The sequence below is a fragment of the Rhodococcus sp. 06-221-2 genome (assembly GCF_002258365.1).
Classification (GTDB): Bacteria; Actinomycetota; Actinomycetes; order Mycobacteriales; family Mycobacteriaceae; genus Rhodococcoides; species Rhodococcoides fascians.
In genome coordinates, this window is the sequence record NZ_NOYJ01000008.1 from 57,829 (window position 1) to 77,864 (window position 20,036).

A 20,036-nucleotide genomic window follows, 5' to 3' on the forward strand; every position below is an offset into this window, starting at 1 on the left:
CTCGGCTTTCGGGCCGGGGCGGTGGTCGTAGGGCGGCGATGAGTAGGGTCGTGAAATTGTGTGTGAAATCGACCTGGGTCTCCGAAGACTCGGTCTGTGAGAAATAGCGGACCGACCACCGAACGGTGGCGGGCACGTTTGTCGGTTTCCATCCTACTTTGCGTGGTCGACGGCGTGCCATGCGGTACAAACCGGACGTTTCCGATAGAGAGAGTCGATCGTCGATGAGTGAACCGAGACCCATTCGCACCGCCGGTCTTGCCTACGTTCGCCACCGCCGCATGCTTCAGACGCGGTCGACGGGCAAATCTGCCTTCTACATGGCCGGCGGCAAGATCGATCCCGGCGAGTCGCCCGAGCAGGCGCTGCACCGCGAGATCAGGGAAGAACTCGACGCCGCGGTCATCGACGTTCGGCTGCTCGGAGTGTTCGAGTGCCAGGCCTGGGGCCATCCGATGGGCACCCCGCTCGAGATCACGTGTTTTCTCGCCGATCTTGCCGACGAGCCGACGCCGACCAGCGAGATCGCCGAGATTCGGTACTTCACTCGCGACGAGTACGCCGCCATGCCCGATGTCGCCCCGGGGTCGTTGATGGTGTTCGACCGAATGAAGGCCCTCGATTTGATCGACTGAAGCGCGTATGTTGGATGTGGGAGAACGTACGTTCTCCACAACCGCCGCGAAGGAGTCTCCATGACCGACCTGTCCCAGAAGGCCACCACCCTGCTCGAGCTGCACCAGCCGGGCAACCCGGTCGTCCTGCCGACCGTATGGGACGCCTGGTCCGCCAACCTCGCCGTGTCCGCCGGCTTCACTGCACTGACCGTCGGCAGCCACCCCGTCTCCGACTCCATCGGCAAGCCCGACAACGAGGGCATCACCTTCGACGAACTGCTCACCCGCATCTCCCAGATCTCCGCCGCCGTGGACGCACCGCTCTCGGTCGACATCGAATCCGGCTACGGAGAAGACCCCAAGCGCCTGATCGACGGACTGATCTCCGCCGGAGCCGTCGGCCTCAACATCGAGGACACCGTCCACAGCGAGGGCGGCCGACTCCGCGAAGCACAGGAACACGCCGACTTCGTCGGAGCCCTCCGCGCGGCATCAGACGCCACCGACGTCCACGTCGTCATCAACGCCCGCACCGACCTGTTCGTCAAGCAGATCGGTGACGAGAACGATCGCGTCGACCGCGCCATCGCACGCCTGAAACTGGCCGCCGCTGCCGGTGCCGACTCGCTCTACCCCGTCGGCTTCCACAACGACGACGACTACAAGCGTCTCGCCGAAGAACTCCCGCTGCCCATCAACGCCATCGCCAACCCCGCCGAGGGCGACCTCTCGCACTTCGCTTCCCTCGGCGTCGGTCGCATCAGCTTCGGCCCGATCTTCCAGATGGTGCTCGCCAAGCGCGCCGAAGAAGTTCTGGCCCGCTGGAAGTGAGAGCGGCTGCGCCGCATGTGAGTGAAACTTCGTAGCCTGCTACGAGTTTCCGCTCACGACCCGTAAGCCCGCAGATGCGCCACCTGCTCGGGATCGAGTGACGGCTTGACCGTCGCCCGAGCGGTGGCGACATCCTCGGCGGTGACGTCCGCTGCGTCCATCGACCGACGCATCGCCGTCAGTGCGGCCTCGCGCAGCAGGGCCGCGCAGTCCGCGGCGGAGTAGCCGTCCAGATCGCGTGCGAGGGATTCGAGATCGACATCCTCGGCGAGCGGGATCGACTTGCCCGACGCCTTCAGGATGTCCACTCGCGCATCGGCATCCGGCGGCGGGACGAAGACCAGGCGCTCGAGCCTGCCGGGCCGCAGTAGAGCCGGGTCGATCAGATCGGGCCGGTTCGTTGCGCCGAGAACGACGACGTCGCGCAGTGGTTCGACGCCGTCGAGCTCGGTCAGCAGTGCCGCGACCACTCGGTCGCCGACACCGGAATCCGAACTCTGCCCGCGACGCGGTACGAGGGCGTCGACCTCGTCGAGAAAGATGAGCGAGGGGGCGGAGTCTCGGGCGCGCTGAAACAGTTCGCGCACAGCCTTTTCCGAGGACCCGACCCATTTGTCCATCAGTTCCGCGCCCTTGACCGAGTGCACGCTGAGCTGGCCCGAACTGGCCAGGGCGCGCACCAGAAACGTCTTGCCGCATCCGGGTGGGCCGTACAGCAGAACCCCTCGCGGTGGCTCGATGCCCAAGCGCGCGAACGAATCCGGATGACGCAGCGGCCACAGTACGGCCTCGGTCAGGGCCTGCTTCGTCTCGACCATGTCTCCCACGTCCTCGAGGGAGAGGCTGCCGATCGCCAATTCCTCGGCACCCGAGCGCGACAACGGCCGAATCACCTGCAACGCGCCGATCAGGTCGTCGTGCATCAGTGAGGCGGCCGTGGCATCGTTCGACGCTCGCGCAGCCGCTCGTAGCGCCGCTTCGCGCACCAGGGCAGCGAGATCGGCGACAACGAAACCTGGTGTCCGTGAGGCTATTTCGACAAGGTCGACATCACCCTGAGGGACCTTCTTCAGTAGATGCTCCAGTAACGCTCTGCGACCGGCGGCATCGGGGAGAGTGAGGGTCAGTTCGCGATCGCACAGATCCTGCCCACGCACTCTGGCGTCGGTGGCCTCGGGATGTGCAGTCGTGACGATCAGTGCGAAGCCGGGAGTGTCGACGGCACGGCGCAGCACATCGAGGACGAACGTCGACGCAGGCTCCGGATCGGACGGCAGCAACGCGTCGACATCGGTGATCAGCAGCACCCCCGCGCCGGTCAGTTCGTCCACCGCAGCAGTGACGCGTTCGACGCGAGCCGACGCCTCCAATGCGCCGATCGACGGCCCGTCCAGCACGACGCATCGCCGTTCGCCGATGACGGCGCGTGCCAACGTCGTCTTGCCCACTCCGCCGGGGCCGGTGATCAGCACACCCAGATGCGGAGATGCGCCGAGGGTGGCGAGCAGTTCCGACTCGTCGAGCGCCAGTCGTAGCCACTCGGTGAGTTTGGCCTGTGCAGTGCTCATACCCACCAGGTCGGCTGCGCTGACGCGTGGCGGGGCCGCAGCTCCGGGCGTCGGAACCGATGTGGCCGAGGCCGATTCGGGTGATCCCGAGGCGACCGTGCCGCGTCCCCAGCTCACCGCAGAATTGGGTTGCACGCTCACGGGACCGCCGGAGGGTTCGACGGCCGAGACCGTCAACAGTTCGGTCGTCCACGCCACCCCGAACGTTCGCGACAGTGCCTGCGTGGCCGTCGACGTCGATGTGCCGGGCCCCAGATCGCGGGGGAGGAGCGACACGGTGTCGCCCACGGTGAGGACCTTGCCGAGGAGCGCTTGGCGCAGGGTGGCGTCGGAAATGGAACCGGTGGCCAGGGCGGACCCGGTGACCGTGACGGTTCTCGCCCCGTAGACCGTCACGGGAGCGACTGACACAGAGGCATTTTCGCGTAGTCCGGCGTTGGAGAGCGTGACGTCGTCGAGCAGCGCGGTACCCTGCGGGATTCCGCTGGGAGCCTCGGCAACCACCGCAGCCGTACGCCGAGAACCGATGAGCGAGACGGCATCCCATTCCCGCAGACCGAGCGCCGCCAAGACCTCGGGATGGAGTCGGACGACGCCTCGCCTGGCGTCGGCAGCCGAGGTGTTCAATCGGGTGGTGAGAACGAGCTCGGGGGTTCGGGATTCGGTCACACGTCCAACCTAATGGGGTCGTCAGCTGCGCGGTCGGCGAAGTCCCAGACGCGCCTGCGACCGGCGCGCGTTGCCGGGCGACCGTCGAATGGCGCGGCGTTCCGCGCGACGCTCGGCCGGCTTCGCATCCCACGTGTACGGGCGTGCAGCCGTCCAGCGCTGCGAGCGCACCGCGAACGGAATGTGCACGAGGTAGGCGAACACCAATCCCATCAGCAGGACCAGCGGGAACGTGATGAGCGCGGCAGCGAGCAGCGCGACCAACACCAGCAAACCGGCGGCCAAGCGCGGTGGCACCGAGACCGTCTTGAGCGCGAGAGTGGGGATGGTGCTGACGATCAGACCAGCGGTGAGGATCGACCAGCCGGCGACGACGTAGAACGAGGCCCACCAGCCGTCGCCGAATTCCTCGAATGCAGCGATCGGGGCGAGCGCGATGAGTGCACCTGCGGGTGCGGGCACCCCGGTGAAGAACTCGCGGGCGTACGCCGGGGTGTCGTCCTCGTCGAGCAGGGTGTTGAACCGGGCGAGTCGGAGCACGATGCTCACGGCGTACACCAGTGCGACGATCCAACCGCCACTACTGCCCTCGAGCAGAGTCACGTAGAGCACCAGGGCGGGCGCGACGCCGAACGAGATTGCATCGGACAGAGAATCCAGCTCGGCACCGATCTTGCTGGTGGCGTCGAGCAGTCGAGCGATGCGGCCGTCCAGTGCATCGAGGATCGCCGCGGCACCGATCATCGCGAGTGCGGTTCCGAGTTGACCGTCGAGAGCGAACTTGACCGCCGACAGCCCGGAGCACAACGCGAGAATGGTGACGACCGACGGAAGCAGACGGATAGCAGCAGGCGGCTTGGCGCGTCTGGTGATCATGTCGTTTCTACTGGGGGAGCTCGGCGAGTACCGTCTCGGCACCGACCGCTCGTTGGCCGCGTTCGACGAGGAGCGTCGTCCCGGCCGGGAAGTAGGTGTCGACGCGGGAGCCGAATCGGATCAGGCCGTACGTGTCGCCGATGGAGAGCACGTCTCCGACCTTCGCGTTGTTGACGATGCGTCGAGCGATGAGACCGGCGATCTGCACCACGCCGACGTGGTGACCGGAATCGGTCTCGATGTGCATGCTGTTGCGCTCGTTGACCTCACTGGCCTCGGCCAGGTCTGCGGACTTGAACTGACCGCGGCGATGTACGACCTCGACCACGCGTCCGCCGACGGGAACGCGCTGCACGTGCACGTCCAGAACGGACAGGAAGATGCTCACTCGTGGCACGGGCTGTGCACCGAGATCGAGCTCGGCGGGCGGGACGGCAGTGTCGACGAGGGTGACCAGGCCGTCGGCGGGAGCGACGACGACGCCGGGACGGTTCGGCGGCACCCGCGACGGGTGGCGGAAGAAGGTGGCGCAGGCTCCTGCGGCGACGAGCCCGGCATTGCGGACCCACTTCGACCGACGGCCGAGCACTGCGACGGCCAGGGGACCACCGACGAAGGGCAGTCCGGCGGGGTGTAGCGGTGGAACCGTTTCGCGAACCAGGTCGACGATGTGAGCCACTCCCGTGCGGGGTGGTTGATCAATCGGGGCGGGACGGCGTGCCACGGTCTCCTCTTACTGTCGGGCGAGCTCGGATGCGGGCAGGGATTGGACGCCGGGGACTGATCGGACGGCGAACAAAACGACTGCCGGGGCCCTCACAGAGTACGTGAGCGGCCCCGGCAGTCGGGAAGTGCGAGTGAAATCAGACGCGGCTGCGACCGGTCACGAGCTTGACCAGGAACAGCAGGATGCATGCACCGAGGATGCAGGTGATGAAGCTGAAGATCAGGCCGCCACCTTCGACGTCGACGCCGAAGACCTTGAGCAGGTATCCACCGATGAGGCCGCCGATGATGCCGACGACGATGTTCAGGATGATGCCCATCTGAGCATCGGTCTTCATGATCTTGCTGCCGATCCAGCCGGCGAGACCGCCGATGATGATCCAGCCGATGATTCCGAGACCCAACATGTGTTGCCCCCACTTTCCGTGTGTATCGATTGCTTGTCGAAACCATGGATGCCCAGGGGTAACAAACCTGAAACCTTCCTGAGAAAAGTTATTTTCGGCTCGACTTTTCGCTTTCGGTCTTGATGCGTCGGAGCGTGCTGTTCATGCCTTCGACCAGCTCGACATCGAACTCGTCGATCCCGCCGAGGATCCGCTTGACCAGCAACGACGACACGGCCGAGGTGCCGCTGGGGGCTTCCCGCTTCTCGACGACGGTGGTTCCGGTTGCGGTCGGAGTGAGCGTGTACGACCAGATCGTCTTGTTCTCGACGATGCGGAACGCCAGTGCCTTGTTCGGCTCGAAGGTGACGACCTTGGCGCTGGTCGGCCACACGAGCAGGCCCTTGCGGTTGATGTTGAGCGTTCGGGTGCCCTTGCCGACGGGTCCGCCGAAGACCTTCATCTTCTTGCACTGCGGACTCCACTCGCCCATGCGCTGTAGGTCCGAGACGACCGACCACACGGCCTGCGGACTGGCATCGATGTCGATCGTGGCTTCGAGGGTCTTGCTCAACGTGGGCCTCCGGGTTGTAGGAATAGCTGCAACTGATCGTCACACCAATCGTGTGCATCCTATGTGGCCGTGACCACACTCGGCCACCATGTGAGTGAAACCTCGTAGCCCACTACGAACTTCCACTCACATGCGAGCGAAGCGAGCTCCACTCCCGCTCACATGCGAGCGCGGCGAGCCAGTACGAATGCATACAGGCCGTACAACGCGATTCCCACGCCGGCGAGGATCAACAGAACCTGCCCGTAGGGCTGGGCTCCCAGGGTCTTGACGGCACCATCGATTCCGGTGGCCTTCGACGGGTCCGACTGCAGTACCGCGACGACGACGAGGATTCCCGCGCCCACGAGCGCCGTGCCCTTGGCTGCGTATCCGGCGATACCGAGTTTCACGACCGCTCCGCTCTGGCTGCCTTCGAGGTCGTCGAGGAAATTCTTCGAGACGCCCTTGTAGACGTGGTACCCGCCGACGCCGATGACGACCAGGGCGATGACGATCAGTACGAGCTTGCCGCCACCGGATTCCATCAATCGCGCCGAGTAGCCGGCGTTCTGTTGCCCACTGGACTTACCGGATCCGGTCGCGAAACCGTAGGTAGAGAAGGCGAAGGCGATGTAGACGACGGCCAGCGCCGCCGCCTTGAGTCGATCCATCGCGCTGCCCTCGTCGGAATCGGACTTCTTGCCGACGATGGCCTCGACGATGCGCCACAGGGCCAGTGCCACGAACGCGACGACGGCAACCCACAGTGCGATCTTGCCGCCGGGCTTCTCGGCCAGTTCTGCGAGTGCTCCGGACTGGTCGGCGTTACCGCCCTGACCGAACGCCAATCGGATGGCGATGTACCCGATCAGGATGTGCAGCACTCCGCTGACGAAGTGGCCGGCCCGGGCCGCCTTCTCGAATGCACCGTTGTCCTGAACCGAAATGGCCAGTGATTTTCCTGTTCCCGAATGTCCCGACGTGGATTTTCCCGACGTGTTCACGAACGTTCCCCGATCAGTTGATGTGGGCCGATGTTTACCCCACGTAGAGCGGGGAGAAACGGTCTTTCGGCGCGAAACGCCGTACGAGATCCCAGCCCGGCGTTAACGCCGGGCGGACACTGATCGATGTAGCAAGCGGAGTGTCGGGACCAACGAAGAAATTGTTCGGAGTGATCCACCGTGAAATTACAGTCGATAATGCGTCGTACAAGCAGTGATCTGCCCCTGTTGAAGACCGCCAGGATGAGCGGCAGTCCGCGTACCTGGCCTGCCGAGAAGCTCGAGCGGCTGCTCACCCCGCAGGAGATCGATCTGATCAGGCGCGGCCGAATCTGACCCTGCTGTTCCCAGGCTCGACGCCGTCACTCACCTCCCATAGGGGGTCCGGTGGTGGCATGCTCATGAGGTTGACGAGCACCAGTCCTGGAGGGTCATGAAACCGGTCATTCTCAGCGTCGACGACGATCCCGGAGTATCGCGTTCGGTCGCCCGCGACCTGCGCCGCCGGTATGGCGAGCAGTACCGCATCGTGCGCGCGGAATCCGGTGCCGGGGCGCTCGATGCACTGAAGGAATTGACGTTGCGCGGCACTCCGGTCGCGATTCTGTTGGCCGACTACCGCATGCCGAACATGAGCGGCATGGAATTTCTCGAACAGGCCATGGATCTGTTCCCGACGGCGCGGCGAATCCTGCTCACCGCCTATGCCGACACCGACGCTGCGATCGACGCCATCAACGTCATCGATCTCGACTACTACCTGCTCAAGCCGTGGGATCCACCCGAGGAAAAGCTCTACCCCGTCCTCGACGCTCAGCTCGAAGCCTGGTGTGCGTACGACCACCGGGCCGTGGAGGACACCAAGATCGTCGGTCACCGCTGGTCTGCGCGGTCCTCGGAGATCAGGGAGTTCCTCGCCCGCAATCAACTGCCGTACCGCTGGTACATGTCCGACGAATCCGAGGGTGCGCGGCTGTTGGCCGCGGCCGGAGTGGCAGACGACCGGCTGCCGGTGGTCATCACCACCGAAGGTGACGCGCTGATCGAGCCGTCCGATGCCGAGCTCGGCAACCGCCTTGGGCTGACGGTCTCGCCGTCGGAAGAGTTCTACGACCTCGTCGTCATCGGCGGCGGCCCGGCCGGACTCGGCGCTGCGCTCTACGGCGCGTCCGAGGGCCTGCGCACCACGTTGATCGAGCGCACCGCGACGGGCGGGCAGGCCGGGCAGAGTTCACGCATCGAGAACTACCTCGGTTTTCCCGACGGCGTCTCGGGTGCACAACTCGCGGAGCGGGCTCGGCGGCAGGCGCTGAAGTTCGGTGCCGAGGTGGTCACCACGCAGGACGTCGTGGCCTTGGAGACCAACGGCGCTGCGCGGACCGTGCGGTTCGCCGACGGCCGCAGCATCAGCGCCCAGACGATCATCCTGTCCACCGGCGTCGCCTACCGCCGGTTGGAGGCCCCCGGAATCGACGACTTCACCGGTCGCGGAGTGTTCTACGGATCGGCGATGACCGAGGCAGCTCGCTGCGCCGAGCAGGACGTCTTCATCGTCGGCGGCGCGAACTCCGCAGGCCAGGCGGCGGTCTATCTCTCGCGGGGCGCGAGGTCGGTGACGATCCTGATCCGTGCGGCGTCCCTCGAGGCATCGATGTCGTACTACCTCATCAAGCAGATCGAGGAGAACCCGAAGATCAGCGTTCGGCCGTGCACCGAGGTCGTCGGCGTCTCCGGTGACGGGCACCTCGAGCAGATCACGCTGCACAACAGGGCAACCGACGAGACGACGACGGTGGACGCGCAGTACCTGTTCCTGTTCATCGGCGCGGCACCGCGGACCGATTGGCTCGACGGCGTGCTCGTGCGTGACGATCACGGATTCGTGGTGACGGGCCCCGATCTGGTGGTCGACGGCCGCGGTCCTGCCGGGTGGACACCCGCGCGGTTGCCGCACCACCTCGAGACGAGCGTGCCGGGAGTGTTCGCGGCCGGTGACGTCCGGTCGGACTCGGCCAAGCGGGTTGCCTCGGCAGTGGGAGAAGGAGCGATGGCCGTGATGTTGGTGCACAGATACCTGGCAAATCCGTGAACGCGCCCCTGTGCGATCCGGAGGAGTTGCGGACGCTGTTCTTGTTCGAGCAGCTCACCGACGCACAGCTCGCCGAGCTGTGTCGAGACGGCCGTATCGAAACGATCGAGCCGGGGCCGGTGTACGCGGAGGGCGACCCAGCGACGTGCTTCTACGTGTTGATCGAGGGCTCGGTGGTGCTCTCGAAGCTCTCGGGCGGGGAAGACCTGGTGGTCAATCGCACCTCGCAGCGCGGGGTGTATGCCGGTGCGTGGCAGGCGTATCTGGGCGATCGAGTACCGCAGACCTACCAGGGTTCGATGCGGGTGACCGCGCAGTCCCGGTTCTTCGTCCTCGATGCCGACTGCTTCGCCTCGATCGTGCGCGAGTGGTTCCCGATGGCCCTCCATCTGCTCGAGGGATTGTTCTTCGGAAACCAGAACACCAAGCAGGTCGTCGAGCAGCGAGAACGCTTGTTGGCGTTGGGTTCTCTGTCGGCCGGGTTGACGCACGAGCTGAACAATCCGGCCGCGGCCGCGGTGCGGGCGACGTCCGCGTTGCGAAATCGGGTGGCGCACATGCGGCAGAAATTGGCAATGATTGCCGGCGGGACTCTCGATCGCTCGAGCTTGTCGCATCTGGTCGGACTGCAGAACGAGGCCGTGGAGTTGGTGGCCAAGGCGCCCAAGTTGACGGCCATGGAGGCGTCGGACCGGGAGGACGAGCTCGGAGAGTGGTTCGACGACAACGGAATCGACGGGGGATGGGATCTGGCCCCCACTTTCGTCTCGGCGGGTCTCGACGTGCCGTGGCTGGATCGGGTGTCGGCGACGGTGGGGGATCCGGCCATGCTCGAAGGGGCGATCAGGTGGCTCAACTACACGGTGGAAACCGAGTTGTTGATGAACGAGATCTCGGATTCGACCACTCGGATCTCCACTCTGGTCGGCGCGGCCAAGCAGTACTCGCAGATGGATCGAGCGCCCTACCAGACCGTCGACGTACGGGAACTGCTCGACAGCACGCTGATCATGTTGGGGCGCAAGATCGGTGACGATATCCGCGTGGTGAAGGAATACGACCCGTCGGTACCTCCCATTCCCGCGTATGCCGCCGAGCTCAATCAGGTATGGACCAATCTGATCGACAATGCGGTGCAGGCCATGGAGGGCCGCGGCACGCTCACCGTCCGCACACTTCTCGACGACGATCAGGTGCAGATCGAGGTGTGCGATACCGGACCCGGTGTGCCGGAGGATATTCGGTCGCGAATATTCGAGCCGTTCTTCACCACCAAGGCCGTCGGTGAGGGCACGGGGCTCGGTCTGGACATCTCGTGGCGGATCGTGGTGAAGAAACATCAGGGCGATCTGCGAGTGGTGTCCCAGCCGGGGGACACCCGATTCATCGTGCGACTGCCCGTTCATCCAGCAATCGAGGAGGCATTATGACAATCGACGGTATCGATCCGACAGTCCCGCCGTCCGGCCCGGGCTGCGTGGAGTGCACGCAGACGCAGGGGTGGTGGGTGCATCTGCGGCGATGTGCGCAGTGCGGGCACATCGGGTGCTGTGATTCGTCTCCGTCGCAGCACGCCAGCAAGCACGCCGAATCCACTCGGCACCAGTTCGTGCGCAGCTACGAGCCCGGTGAGGACTGGTTCTACAACTACGAGGACGAGCAGATGTACGACGGGCCCGAACTTGCTCCGCCGCAACATCATCCGCTCGATCAGACGGTTCCGGGCCCCCGTGAACGGGTGCCCTCGAATTGGCAGAGTCTGATCAACTGAGTGGGCTGGGCCGACTGAACAGTCGATTTCGCCCGGATGAACACCGCAAATCCAGCGCGCACTGTGGGTAATCTCGCAGCATGACCTTGATTGCGGAGGACCTGCTGCTGTTGTTGCTCGACGAAGAATCGGGCAAGCCATCGGCCGATTCCGCCAAGTTGCCCCGTGTTCTCGCGGGTGCGCTGGTCGTCGAGCTCGCCCTGGGCGGGTCGCTCCGCATCACCGGTCCCGGTGAGCAGACCAAGAAGGACCACGTCGTCGTCGCGGGAGATCCGCCCGCAGACCCGTTGCTGCGCCGGGTGTTCGATCTGGTGGCAACGGCGTCGCGGCCGATGAAGCCGCAGAAGGTGATCGAGAAGTCGCAGAAGAATCTGGCGAAGGAACTGGCTGCGCGTCTGGTCGCGCAGGGCTTCGTCACCGAGAAGCAGGACAAGGTCTGGGGGCTGTTCCCGACGACGACGTGGCCGGCTCGCGACACCTCGCGGGAGAAGGTGCTGCGGGATGCACTGCGGAGCGCTCTCGTCGACGGCACAACGCCGACGCCGCATTCGGCTGCTCTGATCTCACTGATCTCGGCAGTCGATCTGACGCACAAGGTCATCGTCGATGCCGACAAGAAGGTGCTGAAGACGAGGGCCAAGCAGATCGCCGAGGGTGAGTGGGCGGGTGCAGCTGTCCGCAAAGCGGTCTCGGACGTCAATGCCGCGGTGACGGCAGCGATCATGGTGCCCGTTATCGTTTCGACCACGAGCAGCTGAGGGCGAAAATGAGAAGTATTGCGATTCTGTTGTTCGACGACGTCGAGGTGCTCGATGCCTGCGGGCCGTTCGAGGTGTTCTCGGTGGCCAATCGGGTGGCCCAACGTGCCGGTAGCGCGGTGCCTTTCGACGTGACGCTCGTCGGGCTCGACGACGCAGCGGTACGCGCGCGAGGTGGGATGAGGATCGGCGTCGACACCACGATCGACGATCCACGGACCTACGACCTCGTCCTGGTTCCCGGCGGTGTCGTCGACGCGGTCGAAGCGGACGGCCGAGTGCTTCAGTGGCTGCAGCGACTTCGACCCACCGCAGAAGTTGTCGCATCGGTGTGCACCGGTGCTTTCGTTCTCGCCGCGGCGGGCCTGCTCGATTCGCGTCCGGTCACCACGCACTGGGAGGACCTCGACCTGTTGCGCACCCGCTGGCCCGCGCTGGCCGTGCATGAGGGAGTTCGATACATCGACCACGGTGATCTGGCGACGTCGGCCGGTATCAGTGCAGGCCTGGACCTTGCGCTGCATCTGGTCGCGCGGTGGACGAGCGCCGATCAGGCTCTCGCCACCGCGGGCCAGATGGACTACGACTGGTCAGGCGCTGAGCACCCGTAGGACCAGGGCAACGACGGCGAACACGGCCAGGCCTGCCGCCGGACCGAATTCCTTGTCCTTGATGCGCAGGTGCGCGACGACTGCTCCGACGAAGTACGCGATGACGCCGATGGCTGCCGCGACCCCGATCGGCCATGCGAACAGGCCGACGAGCAGGCCGATGGCACCGAGGATCTCCGCGTAGGCCAACCACGGAATCTTGTCTGCGGGCACGCCCACCTGTTCGAGCATCGGGACGACGGAGGGGTTGCGCGTCAGCTTTCCGACGGCGGAGAACGTGAGTGCCACGGCCAGCAGCACCGACACGACGACTGTTGCGATGAACATTAGCCCTGCTTTCATTTCTGAGGCCACTAGTGAATCAGAAGTGGCAAGGCAGACAGTAGCACTTCGGTACGGTGGGGTCATGGCCGCGAACGAACCCACTCACGAACCTCGTGCCTGCGACGGAGCCCTGACCAAAGCGTTCGGCTTCCTCGGCAAGCGATGGAACGGAATTCTGCTGGCCACCCTGATGAACGGGTCGATGGGATTCGCGGACCTACGCCGGGCCGTCGGTGGTATCAGCGATTCGGTCCTGTCCGAGCGGCTCGGTGAGCTCGGCAAGGCCGGCCTGGTCCAGCGAACAGTGGACAACGGACCGCCGCTCTCGGTGCAGTACAGCCTGACGCCGTCCGGTGCGGCGCTGCTGCCGTCCCTGCAAGCACTGACCGACTGGGCTTCGAAAAACCTCTGACCCCCGCGAACAATGTCGCGAGGGCCAGAGATCGGTGGTTGAGAAGGTGCTCAGTCCGCGTTCTTGCTGACGTTCTGGCCTTCGGCCGAATCTGCGAACTCCTGGGTGTCGAACACTTCGCCGCCCAGGGGATCGACCGGTGCGTTGTCACCGGAGTACTCGACCGCACCCGTCTCGGGGTGAATCTCGAGTTGTTCGGTGGGCACCTCGTGCACCGCCAGCACGACGCTGCCGTCCGTGCGCGGCGGCGTCACCCCTTCTCGAGACGGTGCCAGGCCGGAGAATGTCGACGAAATTCCGGCACTCACTCGCTTGCGTACCGCCGGTGACACCGGTGCTGCCTGAGGCTCGTCCTGCCCCACATCGGGTGTCGCGGTGACGCGCAAGTACCGCGGGGTGGTGGCGACGTCGTAGCGGAAGGCCTTGAGCATCGATATGCATGCGAGCACAAGGATGATCGAGAACGGTACTGCCGTGGCTATCGACATCGTCTGCAGGGCCGTCAACGATCCTGTCCCGCCGATCAGGAGCAGCACCGTTGCTGCCACGCCTTCGAGAATCGACCAGTACACGCGGGTGATCTTCGGGGGCTCGAGGTCACCGCCGGTGGAGAGGATGTCGATGACCAACGAGCCGGAATCGGAGGAGGTCACGAAGAAGAACACGATGACGAAGATCGCCAGCACGCTACTGATCGTAGCCAACGGCAACGTGTCGAGCAGCTGAAACAGACTCGTGTTGGTGTCGACGGCACCGTCGACCAGCAGGTCACCGTTGTCCCGCTGACGCAGAATGCCGGCATCACCGAAGATCGTGAACCACAGCGAACCGATGATGGTCGGTGCCAGCAGCACTCCGAACACGAATTCGCGGATGGTACGGCCGCGTGAGATGCGGGCGATGAACATGCCGACGAACGGTGCCCAGCTCATCCACCAGCCCCAGTAGAAGATGGTCCAGGCACCGGCCCAGCCATCGTCGGAGAAGGGCGACGTGCGCAGCATCAACTCGGGCAACGCCTGGACGTAGCCGCCGAGGTTCTGCACCCAGGACTGCATGAGGAACAGGCTCGGTCCAGCGATCAGAACGAAGACGGCCAGCGCCGCGGCCATTCCCATGTTGATGTTCGAGAGCCATTTGAGCCCTCGTGAGACGCCGGATACGACAGAGAACGTGGCGAGGCCGGTGACGCCGGCGATGATGAGGACCGTCACCCAGTTGTTGGTGTCGACCCAACCCAGGTACTCGAGACCGGCCGAAATCTGCTGCACACCGAATCCGAGCGAGGTGGCCACACCGAACAACGTGCCGATGATGGCGACGGAGTCGATCGCATGGCCGATGCCGCCCTCGATGCGCTTGCGTCCCAGCAGCGGCTCGAGCAACCAGCGCACGGACAGTGGGCGTCCTTTGCGGTACGTCATGTAGGCCAGCCCGAGTCCGACCACGACGTAGATCGCCCAGGCGTGCAGACCCCAGTGGAACAGGGTCAGCTCCATCGCCTGACGGGCGGCCGGGTCGGTGCTGCCGGGAATGCCCCCGGCTTCGGGTGGCGTGACGTAGTGCGAGAGAGGTTCGGCGACGCCGTAGAACACCAGGCCGATACCCATGCCGGCGCTGAAGAGCATCGCGAACCAGGACAGGACGCCGAACTCCGGCTTCTCGTCGTCGCGGCCCAGGCGAATGTTGCCGACCCTACTGAGGCCGCAGTACAGCGCGAACACCACAAAACCGGTGGTGGCCAGGATGTACCACCAGCCGACGCCACTGGTGATGGCGTTGTTGAGCTTGTCGAACGCGTCGGCGGCAGTGCCGGCATAGATCACCGAGAAGGTGATCATCACAAAAATGACGATAGATGCGGGGACGAAAACCGGCTTGAGCAGGCCGCCCCACGCTTCCTTTACTGCTTTCACTTACTTGACTTCCTTACAACTCGAGTCGAGGTGATCGGCTGACCACTATCGGTATGCCGTTCTTTTTCCCTTGTTTTGGTCAAGTACCGGTAATCACCATAAACGACGTCGGCGCGGGCGGCGAAACGTGACCGAGCCGGTGAGCTGGGGAGACAGGCCCGCGTCGAAAGTCTGCCGAGTCGCCGCGAGCACCCGAACGGACTACAGTTCTGTCGATGTTGCGGTCTCGCCCGGTCGTCCCCTTGTGGAGTCGATGTGCCGCGAGTAGCACTGCTGCACAGGAGATTCCGTGAATCCCGGCCAGCTGCAGCCGGGTGCGGAGTTCGCCGGCTTCCGGGTGCAGCGTCGCCTCGGGGTCGGCGGCATGAGTGAGGTGTACCTCGTACTCGGCCGCGGACACGATCGGCTCGAAGCTCTGAAGATCCTCGACCGCGACGCCTCGCGCTCGCCGCGACTGCGCACCAAATTTCGGACCGAGGCCACGGTGGCCGAGCTGCTGGTGCATCCGAACATCGTGTCGGTGCACGAACACGGTGAGTTCGAGGGCCAGTTGTGGATGTCGATGCACTACGTCGACGGGTACAGCGCGGCGCGGTTGGTCGCTCGCGGTCAGATCGCTCTCGACGTCTCCCGTGTGGCGCGCATCGTCGCCGAGGTGGCCAAGGGCCTCGACTATGCCCACTCGAACGGCGTCCTGCACCGCGACGTCAAGCCGTCGAACATCCTCATCTCCACCGAGCGGGTGGACGGGTACGAGCAGGTGTTGTTGTCCGACTGGGGAATTGCGCGTCTGGTCGACGACTCGACGCCGCTGGTCGTCGGCGGAACGGTGCTGGCGTCCATCCACTACGCGGCACCGGAACTGCTTCGCGGGGGAGTGCTGAGCGCGCAGACCGACGTCTACGCATTGGGGGCGACGCTGGTCGAATTGCTGACCGGGCGAACGCCGTACCCGTTGGCCACGCCGCTCGCGATCACCGCCGCACATCTGTCGGCCGAACCTCCTGCGGTGACGCGGCGCCGCCGATCACTGCCGCGGGGTCTCGACGCGGTGGTCGCACGCGCGTTGGCCAAGGACCCGGCAGATCGATTCCAGACCTGCGTGGAGCTTGCCGATGCCGTGGCTGCTGCTGTTTCTGCCGGAGTGCCGGAGCCGCCGGCGCGACGCTCACCGTTCACCCGCTCGCGATGGCTCAGGTTTTCGTGACTCCATGAGCAGGGCCCCGCATCGGGTCGATGCGGGGCCCTGGCTCGAGAGGGGGTTGGGAAGGGTCACTCCTCCGGTTCGGTCGGACGGTTGGCCACCACCGGGTACTGGCCGGTGTAGCCCATTCGTTCTTCGGCCACCGAGAGCACCTTGGTGCGCACCAGGAACCAGCCGCCGATCAGTGCGGGGATGATGACGACGAGGGTCGCGATGGTCCACGAGCCGATCGGGGCATCGAAGGCCATCAGGACCAGCACGCCGAACAGGAAGACCAGCGTCGCGTAGCTCGTGTACGGCGCACCGAACAGACGGAACTTGGGCCGCTTCAGGATGCCCTTCTTGGACCAGCGGTACAGCTGGATCTGGCACAGCACGATGGTTGCCCAGCTGGCGATGATGCCCAGTGCGGACATGTTCAGCACGATCTCGAACGCTTCGCCCGGGGCGATGGCGTTGAGGGCGACACCGAACAGTGTGATGAAGCAGGTCAGCAGAATGCCGCCGAACGGTACTCCGCCCTTGGTCATCTTCTTGGTGAATTCCGGTGCGCTGCCGTTCATCGCCATCGACCGCAGAATTCGGCCGGTCGAGTAGAGACCGGCGTTGAGGCTGGACAGCGCCGCGGTGAGCACCACGATGTTCATGATGGTGCCCGCGCCGCCGAGGCCGATGCTCGAGAAGAACGTCACGAACGGCGAGGTACCGGCCTGATATGCGGTGTACGGCAACAGTAGTGCGAGCAGTACCAGCGAGCCGACGTAGAACAGTGCGATACGGGCGATGACCGAGTTGATCGCCCGCGGCATGATCTTCTCCGGGTTCTCGGTCTCGCCGGCCGCGGTCCCCACCAGTTCCACTGCGGCATAAGCGAACACGACACCCGAGATGACGATGACCAGGGGCCACGCGCCGGACGGGAACAGGCCGCCGTTGTCGGTGATCAAGCTGATTCCGGGCATCTCGGAACCGACGGGGATGCGGCCGGCCAAGAAGACGATGCCGACGATCAAGAAGGTCACCAGCGCGATGACCTTGATCATGGCCGCCCAGAACTCCATTTCACCGAACCACTTGACCGACACCAGGTTCAGGCTCATCACCAGAACCAGTGCGACCAGCGCGATGGCCCACTGCGGAATCACCTCGAAACTTCCCCAGTAATGCATGTAGGTCGCGATGGCCGTGACGTCGACGATGGCCGTCATCGCCCAGTTGAGGAAGTACATCCACCCGGCGACGAATGCGGCCTTCTCGCCGAAGAACTCGCGAGCGTACGAGACGAAGCTGCCCGACGACGGGCGGTGCAACACCAATTCGCCGAGGGCGCGGAGAATGAAGAAGACGAAAATTCCACAGAGGGCGTAGGCGAGGAACAGGCCAGGCCCGGCACTGGCGAGGCGTCCGCCTGCGCCGAGGAACAGGCCGGTGCCGATTGCGCCACCGATCGCGATCATCTGCAACTGTCTAGGTTTGAGGCCCTTGTGGTAGCCCTCTTCCTCGTGGTCCATCGCCGAGTTGTCGTACGACGTGTCGACCGTATCGGACATATTCGATCCTCACTGTCGCTTTTGCGGGGGTTTGTCCGAATTTTTCGGGTGTCGAAACCGTTGTCGCTCAACGGTATTAGCGTCACGGGTCCGATGCACAGTATTCGGATGTTAACAATGCGTACAGGTGTGAACAGTGTGTGACGGATACCGGCTCGGCCGAGCATCTGCTCGGCACCTGCGTCCCGCGGTGGCGTCGAGCATGGGGGGTGCGGCGGTTCGCCGGCGGCGGACGACCTTGCACTCACCATGGGCGAGTGCTAGAAATGCAGTTGGCACTCTCGACACGTGAGTGCCAGGTCGGGACACGGTGAGGCCGGGGAATCAACGACACCCCTGGTCGTCCGTCGCGGGCACCGAGCTCGGCCAGCAATGTGTCACCCCCAATCCGGAGGATCACTTCGCAATGGCCAAGATCATCGCGTTCGACGAAGAGGCACGCCGTGGCCTCGAGCGAGGCCTCAATGCCCTCGCCGACGCAGTAAAGGTGACGTTGGGCCCCAAGGGTCGCAACGTCGTACTCGAGAAGAAGTGGGGAGCTCCCACGATCACCAACGATGGTGTTTCCATCGCCAAGGAGATCGAGCTCGAAGATCCCTACGAGAAGATCGGTGCCGAGCTCGTCAAGGAGGTCGCCAAGAAGACCGACGACGTCGCAGGCGACGGCACCACCACCGCTACCGTTCTCGCTCAGGCACTCGTCCGTGAAGGCCTGCGCAACGTCGCAGCCGGCGCGAACCCGCTCGGCCTCAAGCGCGGCATCGAGAAGGCTGTTGCAGCCGTCACCGAGTCGCTGCTCGCGTCCGCCAAGGAGATCGACACCAAGGAGCAGATCGCTGCTACCGCTGGCATCTCCGCAGGCGACCCGTCCATCGGCGAGCTCATCGCCGAGGCAATGGACAAGGTCGGCAAGGAAGGCGTCATCACGGTCGAGGAGTCCAACACCTTCGGCCTGCAGCTCGAGCTCACCGAGGGCATGCGCTTCGACAAGGGCTACATCTCGGCGTACTTCGCCACCGATGCAGAGCGTCAGGAAGCCGTCCTCGAAGACGCGTACATCCTGCTCGTCAGCTCCAAGATCAGCACCGTCAAGGACCTGCTGCCGCTGCTGGAGAAGGTCATCCAGTCCGGCAAGCCGCTCGTCATCATCGCCGAGGACGTCGAGGGCGAAGCTCTCTCCACCCTCGTGGTGAACAAGATCCGTGGCACCTTCAAGTCCGTCGCCGTCAAGGCTCCCGGATTCGGTGACCGTCGCAAGGCGCAGCTCGCCGACATCGCCATCCTCACGGGCGGCGAGGTCATCAGCGAAGAGGTCGGCCTCTCCCTGGAGACCGCCGGACTCGAGCTGCTCGGTCAGGCACGCAAGGTCGTCATCACCAAGGACGAGACCACCATCGTCGAGGGCTCGGGAGATTCCGACGCCATCGCCGGTCGCGTCAACCAGATCCGCGCCGAGATCGAGAACTCCGATTCCGACTACGACCGCGAGAAGCTGCAGGAGCGCCTGGCCAAGCTGGCCGGTGGCGTTGCAGTCATCAAGGCCGGAGCGGCAACCGAGGTCGAGCTCAAGGAGCGCAAGCACCGCATCGAAGATGCCGTGCGTAACGCCAAGGCAGCCGTCGAAGAAGGCATCGTCGCCGGTGGCGGCGTGGCACTGCTCCAGGCAGCGCCCGCACTCGACAACCTCAAGCTCGACGGTGACGAGGCAACCGGCGTGAACATCGTTCGCGTCGCACTGTCCGCCCCGCTCAAGCAGATCGCATTCAACGCCGGCCTCGAGCCCGGCGTCGTTGCGGACAAGGTCTCCAACCTGCCCGCAGGTCACGGCCTCAACGCCGCGACCAACGAGTACGAGGACCTGCTCGCTGCAGGCATCAACGACCCGGTCAAGGTCACCCGCTCGGCACTGCAGAACGCAGCGTCCATCGCGGCTCTGTTCCTCACCACCGAGGCCGTCGTCGCCGACAAGCCCGAAAAGGCCGGAGCGCCCGCTGGCGATCCGACCGGTGGCATGGGCGGCATGGACTTCTGAGTCCAGCCCCTCGCTGAAAAAGCCCGACTCCCTTTCGGGCGGGTTCTAACGATCCCCGCAACACCCTCGATTTGAGGGAGTTGCGGGGATCGTGGCATGTGCTGGGTTGAAGGTGCGGTTTTTCGAGGCGTTGGAC

19 protein-coding genes are annotated in these 20,036 nt (G+C 64.7%); 10 read left to right on the forward strand and 9 right to left on the reverse strand.

Features of this window, described 5'->3' with window-relative positions; translation table 11 throughout:
• Window positions 1–224 precede the first annotated feature (224 nt).
• A complete protein-coding gene (locus tag CH281_RS04640; RefSeq protein ID WP_027498464.1) occupies window positions 225–635 on the forward strand; it encodes an NUDIX hydrolase in 411 nt (136 codons plus the stop codon).
• Window positions 636–695: 60 nt separating this feature from the next.
• Window positions 696–1,448, forward strand: a complete 753-nt coding sequence (locus CH281_RS04645) for an isocitrate lyase/PEP mutase family protein (RefSeq protein ID WP_032365137.1) — start codon at window positions 696–698, stop codon at window positions 1,446–1,448.
• Between the two features lie 53 nt (window positions 1,449–1,501).
• Here the strand turns inward: CH281_RS04645 and CH281_RS04650 are convergent, their stop codons facing one another.
• From CH281_RS04650 to CH281_RS04675, 6 genes are all read right to left on the reverse strand, one after another.
• Entirely contained in the window at window positions 1,502–3,685 is a 2,184-nt protein-coding gene (locus CH281_RS04650; RefSeq protein ID WP_027498462.1) for an AAA family ATPase, read from the reverse strand.
• Window positions 3,686–3,706: 21 nt separating this feature from the next.
• The gene (locus CH281_RS04655) at window positions 3,707–4,561 is read right to left on the reverse strand and encodes a CDP-alcohol phosphatidyltransferase family protein (protein WP_027498461.1); all 855 of its coding nucleotides are present in this window, start codon (window positions 4,559–4,561) and stop codon (window positions 3,707–3,709) included.
• A gap of 7 nt (window positions 4,562–4,568) precedes the next feature.
• Complete coding sequence (locus CH281_RS04660; RefSeq protein WP_027498460.1) at window positions 4,569–5,285, reverse strand: phosphatidylserine decarboxylase; 717 nt, start codon at window positions 5,283–5,285, stop codon at window positions 4,569–4,571.
• Between the two features lie 139 nt (window positions 5,286–5,424).
• Window positions 5,425–5,694: a GlsB/YeaQ/YmgE family stress response membrane protein gene (locus CH281_RS04665; protein ID WP_027498459.1), complete on the reverse strand. Its 270-nt coding sequence runs from the start codon at window positions 5,692–5,694 to the stop codon at window positions 5,425–5,427.
• A gap of 88 nt (window positions 5,695–5,782) precedes the next feature.
• Window positions 5,783–6,247, reverse strand: a complete 465-nt coding sequence (locus tag CH281_RS04670; protein WP_027498458.1) for an SRPBCC family protein — start codon at window positions 6,245–6,247, stop codon at window positions 5,783–5,785.
• 158 nt (window positions 6,248–6,405) lie between these two features.
• A complete protein-coding gene (locus CH281_RS04675) occupies window positions 6,406–7,233 on the reverse strand; it encodes a DUF1206 domain-containing protein (protein ID WP_373453875.1) in 828 nt (275 codons plus the stop codon).
• Window positions 7,234–7,666: 433 nt separating this feature from the next.
• Here CH281_RS04675 and CH281_RS04680 point away from each other — a divergent pair, with 433 nt between their 5' ends.
• The 5 genes from CH281_RS04680 to CH281_RS04700 all read left to right on the forward strand — a co-directional run bounded on the left by CH281_RS04680 (window position 7,667) and on the right by CH281_RS04700 (window position 12,462).
• On the forward strand, window positions 7,667–9,322 hold the full coding sequence (locus CH281_RS04680; RefSeq protein ID WP_032386146.1) for an FAD-dependent oxidoreductase: 1,656 nt from the start codon (window positions 7,667–7,669) through the stop codon (window positions 9,320–9,322).
• Complete coding sequence (locus CH281_RS04685; protein ID WP_057472694.1) at window positions 9,319–10,752, forward strand: ATP-binding protein; 1,434 nt, start codon at window positions 9,319–9,321, stop codon at window positions 10,750–10,752. The genes CH281_RS04680 and CH281_RS04685 overlap by 4 nt, the downstream gene beginning before the upstream one ends.
• Window positions 10,749–11,093 (forward strand): UBP-type zinc finger domain-containing protein, encoded by a 345-nt coding sequence (locus CH281_RS04690; protein WP_032382254.1) that lies wholly within the window; start codon window positions 10,749–10,751, stop codon window positions 11,091–11,093. Before CH281_RS04685 ends, CH281_RS04690 begins: the two co-directional genes overlap by 4 nt.
• An 80-nt stretch (window positions 11,094–11,173) precedes the next feature.
• Window positions 11,174–11,851, forward strand: a complete 678-nt coding sequence (locus CH281_RS04695; RefSeq protein WP_094693166.1) for a GOLPH3/VPS74 family protein — start codon at window positions 11,174–11,176, stop codon at window positions 11,849–11,851.
• Window positions 11,852–11,859: 8 nt separating this feature from the next.
• Entirely contained in the window at window positions 11,860–12,462 is a 603-nt protein-coding gene (locus tag CH281_RS04700) for a DJ-1/PfpI family protein (protein WP_027498452.1), read from the forward strand.
• On the opposite strand, the gene CH281_RS04705 is transcribed toward CH281_RS04700, so the two are convergent.
• Window positions 12,442–12,789, reverse strand: a complete 348-nt coding sequence (locus CH281_RS04705) for a DoxX family protein (RefSeq protein WP_032365408.1) — start codon at window positions 12,787–12,789, stop codon at window positions 12,442–12,444. The genes CH281_RS04700 and CH281_RS04705 overlap by 21 nt on opposite strands.
• A 79-nt stretch (window positions 12,790–12,868) precedes the next feature.
• Here CH281_RS04705 and CH281_RS04710 point away from each other — a divergent pair, with 79 nt between their 5' ends.
• Entirely contained in the window at window positions 12,869–13,198 is a 330-nt protein-coding gene (locus tag CH281_RS04710; protein ID WP_032365146.1) for a winged helix-turn-helix transcriptional regulator, read from the forward strand.
• A 50-nt stretch (window positions 13,199–13,248) separates the two neighbouring features.
• Here CH281_RS04710 and CH281_RS04715 read toward each other — a convergent pair whose 3' ends face one another.
• On the reverse strand, window positions 13,249–15,114 hold the full coding sequence (locus CH281_RS04715) for a BCCT family transporter (RefSeq protein ID WP_032365147.1): 1,866 nt from the start codon (window positions 15,112–15,114) through the stop codon (window positions 13,249–13,251).
• Between the two features lie 289 nt (window positions 15,115–15,403).
• Here CH281_RS04715 and CH281_RS04720 point away from each other — a divergent pair, with 289 nt between their 5' ends.
• Window positions 15,404–16,321 (forward strand): serine/threonine-protein kinase, encoded by a 918-nt coding sequence (locus tag CH281_RS04720; RefSeq protein WP_032390649.1) that lies wholly within the window; start codon window positions 15,404–15,406, stop codon window positions 16,319–16,321.
• A 65-nt stretch (window positions 16,322–16,386) separates the two neighbouring features.
• Here CH281_RS04720 and CH281_RS04725 read toward each other — a convergent pair whose 3' ends face one another.
• A complete protein-coding gene (locus CH281_RS04725; protein ID WP_027498447.1) occupies window positions 16,387–17,868 on the reverse strand; it encodes an amino acid permease in 1,482 nt (493 codons plus the stop codon).
• 406 nt (window positions 17,869–18,274) lie between these two features.
• Between CH281_RS04725 and groL the strand changes: the two genes are divergently transcribed.
• On the forward strand, window positions 18,275–19,900 hold the full coding sequence (groL, locus tag CH281_RS04730) for a chaperonin GroEL (protein WP_008713461.1): 1,626 nt from the start codon (window positions 18,275–18,277) through the stop codon (window positions 19,898–19,900).
• The last annotated feature ends 136 nt before the right edge of the window (window positions 19,901–20,036 follow it).

Excerpts from the sequence above, each read along its gene's own strand:
- CH281_RS04695 (WP_094693166.1), top strand. The coding sequence starts at position 11,174 with ATGACCTTGATTGCGGAGGACCTGCTGCTGTTGTTGCTCGACGAAGAA.
- CH281_RS04690 (WP_032382254.1), top strand. The coding sequence starts at position 10,749 with ATGACAATCGACGGTATCGATCCGACAGTCCCGCCGTCCGGCCCGGGC.
- CH281_RS04700 (WP_027498452.1), top strand. The coding sequence starts at position 11,860 with ATGAGAAGTATTGCGATTCTGTTGTTCGACGACGTCGAGGTGCTCGAT.
- CH281_RS04725 (WP_027498447.1), bottom strand. The coding sequence starts at position 17,868 with ATGTCCGATACGGTCGACACGTCGTACGACAACTCGGCGATGGACCAC.
- CH281_RS04680 (WP_032386146.1), top strand. The coding sequence starts at position 7,667 with ATGAAACCGGTCATTCTCAGCGTCGACGACGATCCCGGAGTATCGCGT.
- CH281_RS04705 (WP_032365408.1), bottom strand. The coding sequence starts at position 12,789 with ATGTTCATCGCAACAGTCGTCGTGTCGGTGCTGCTGGCCGTGGCACTC.
- CH281_RS04645 (WP_032365137.1), top strand. The coding sequence starts at position 696 with ATGACCGACCTGTCCCAGAAGGCCACCACCCTGCTCGAGCTGCACCAG.
- CH281_RS04640 (WP_027498464.1), top strand. The coding sequence starts at position 225 with ATGAGTGAACCGAGACCCATTCGCACCGCCGGTCTTGCCTACGTTCGC.
- CH281_RS04655 (WP_027498461.1), bottom strand. The coding sequence starts at position 4,561 with ATGATCACCAGACGCGCCAAGCCGCCTGCTGCTATCCGTCTGCTTCCG.
- groL (WP_008713461.1), top strand. The coding sequence starts at position 18,275 with ATGGCCAAGATCATCGCGTTCGACGAAGAGGCACGCCGTGGCCTCGAG.
- CH281_RS04665 (WP_027498459.1), bottom strand. The coding sequence starts at position 5,694 with ATGTTGGGTCTCGGAATCATCGGCTGGATCATCATCGGCGGTCTCGCC.
- CH281_RS04710 (WP_032365146.1), top strand. The coding sequence starts at position 12,869 with ATGGCCGCGAACGAACCCACTCACGAACCTCGTGCCTGCGACGGAGCC.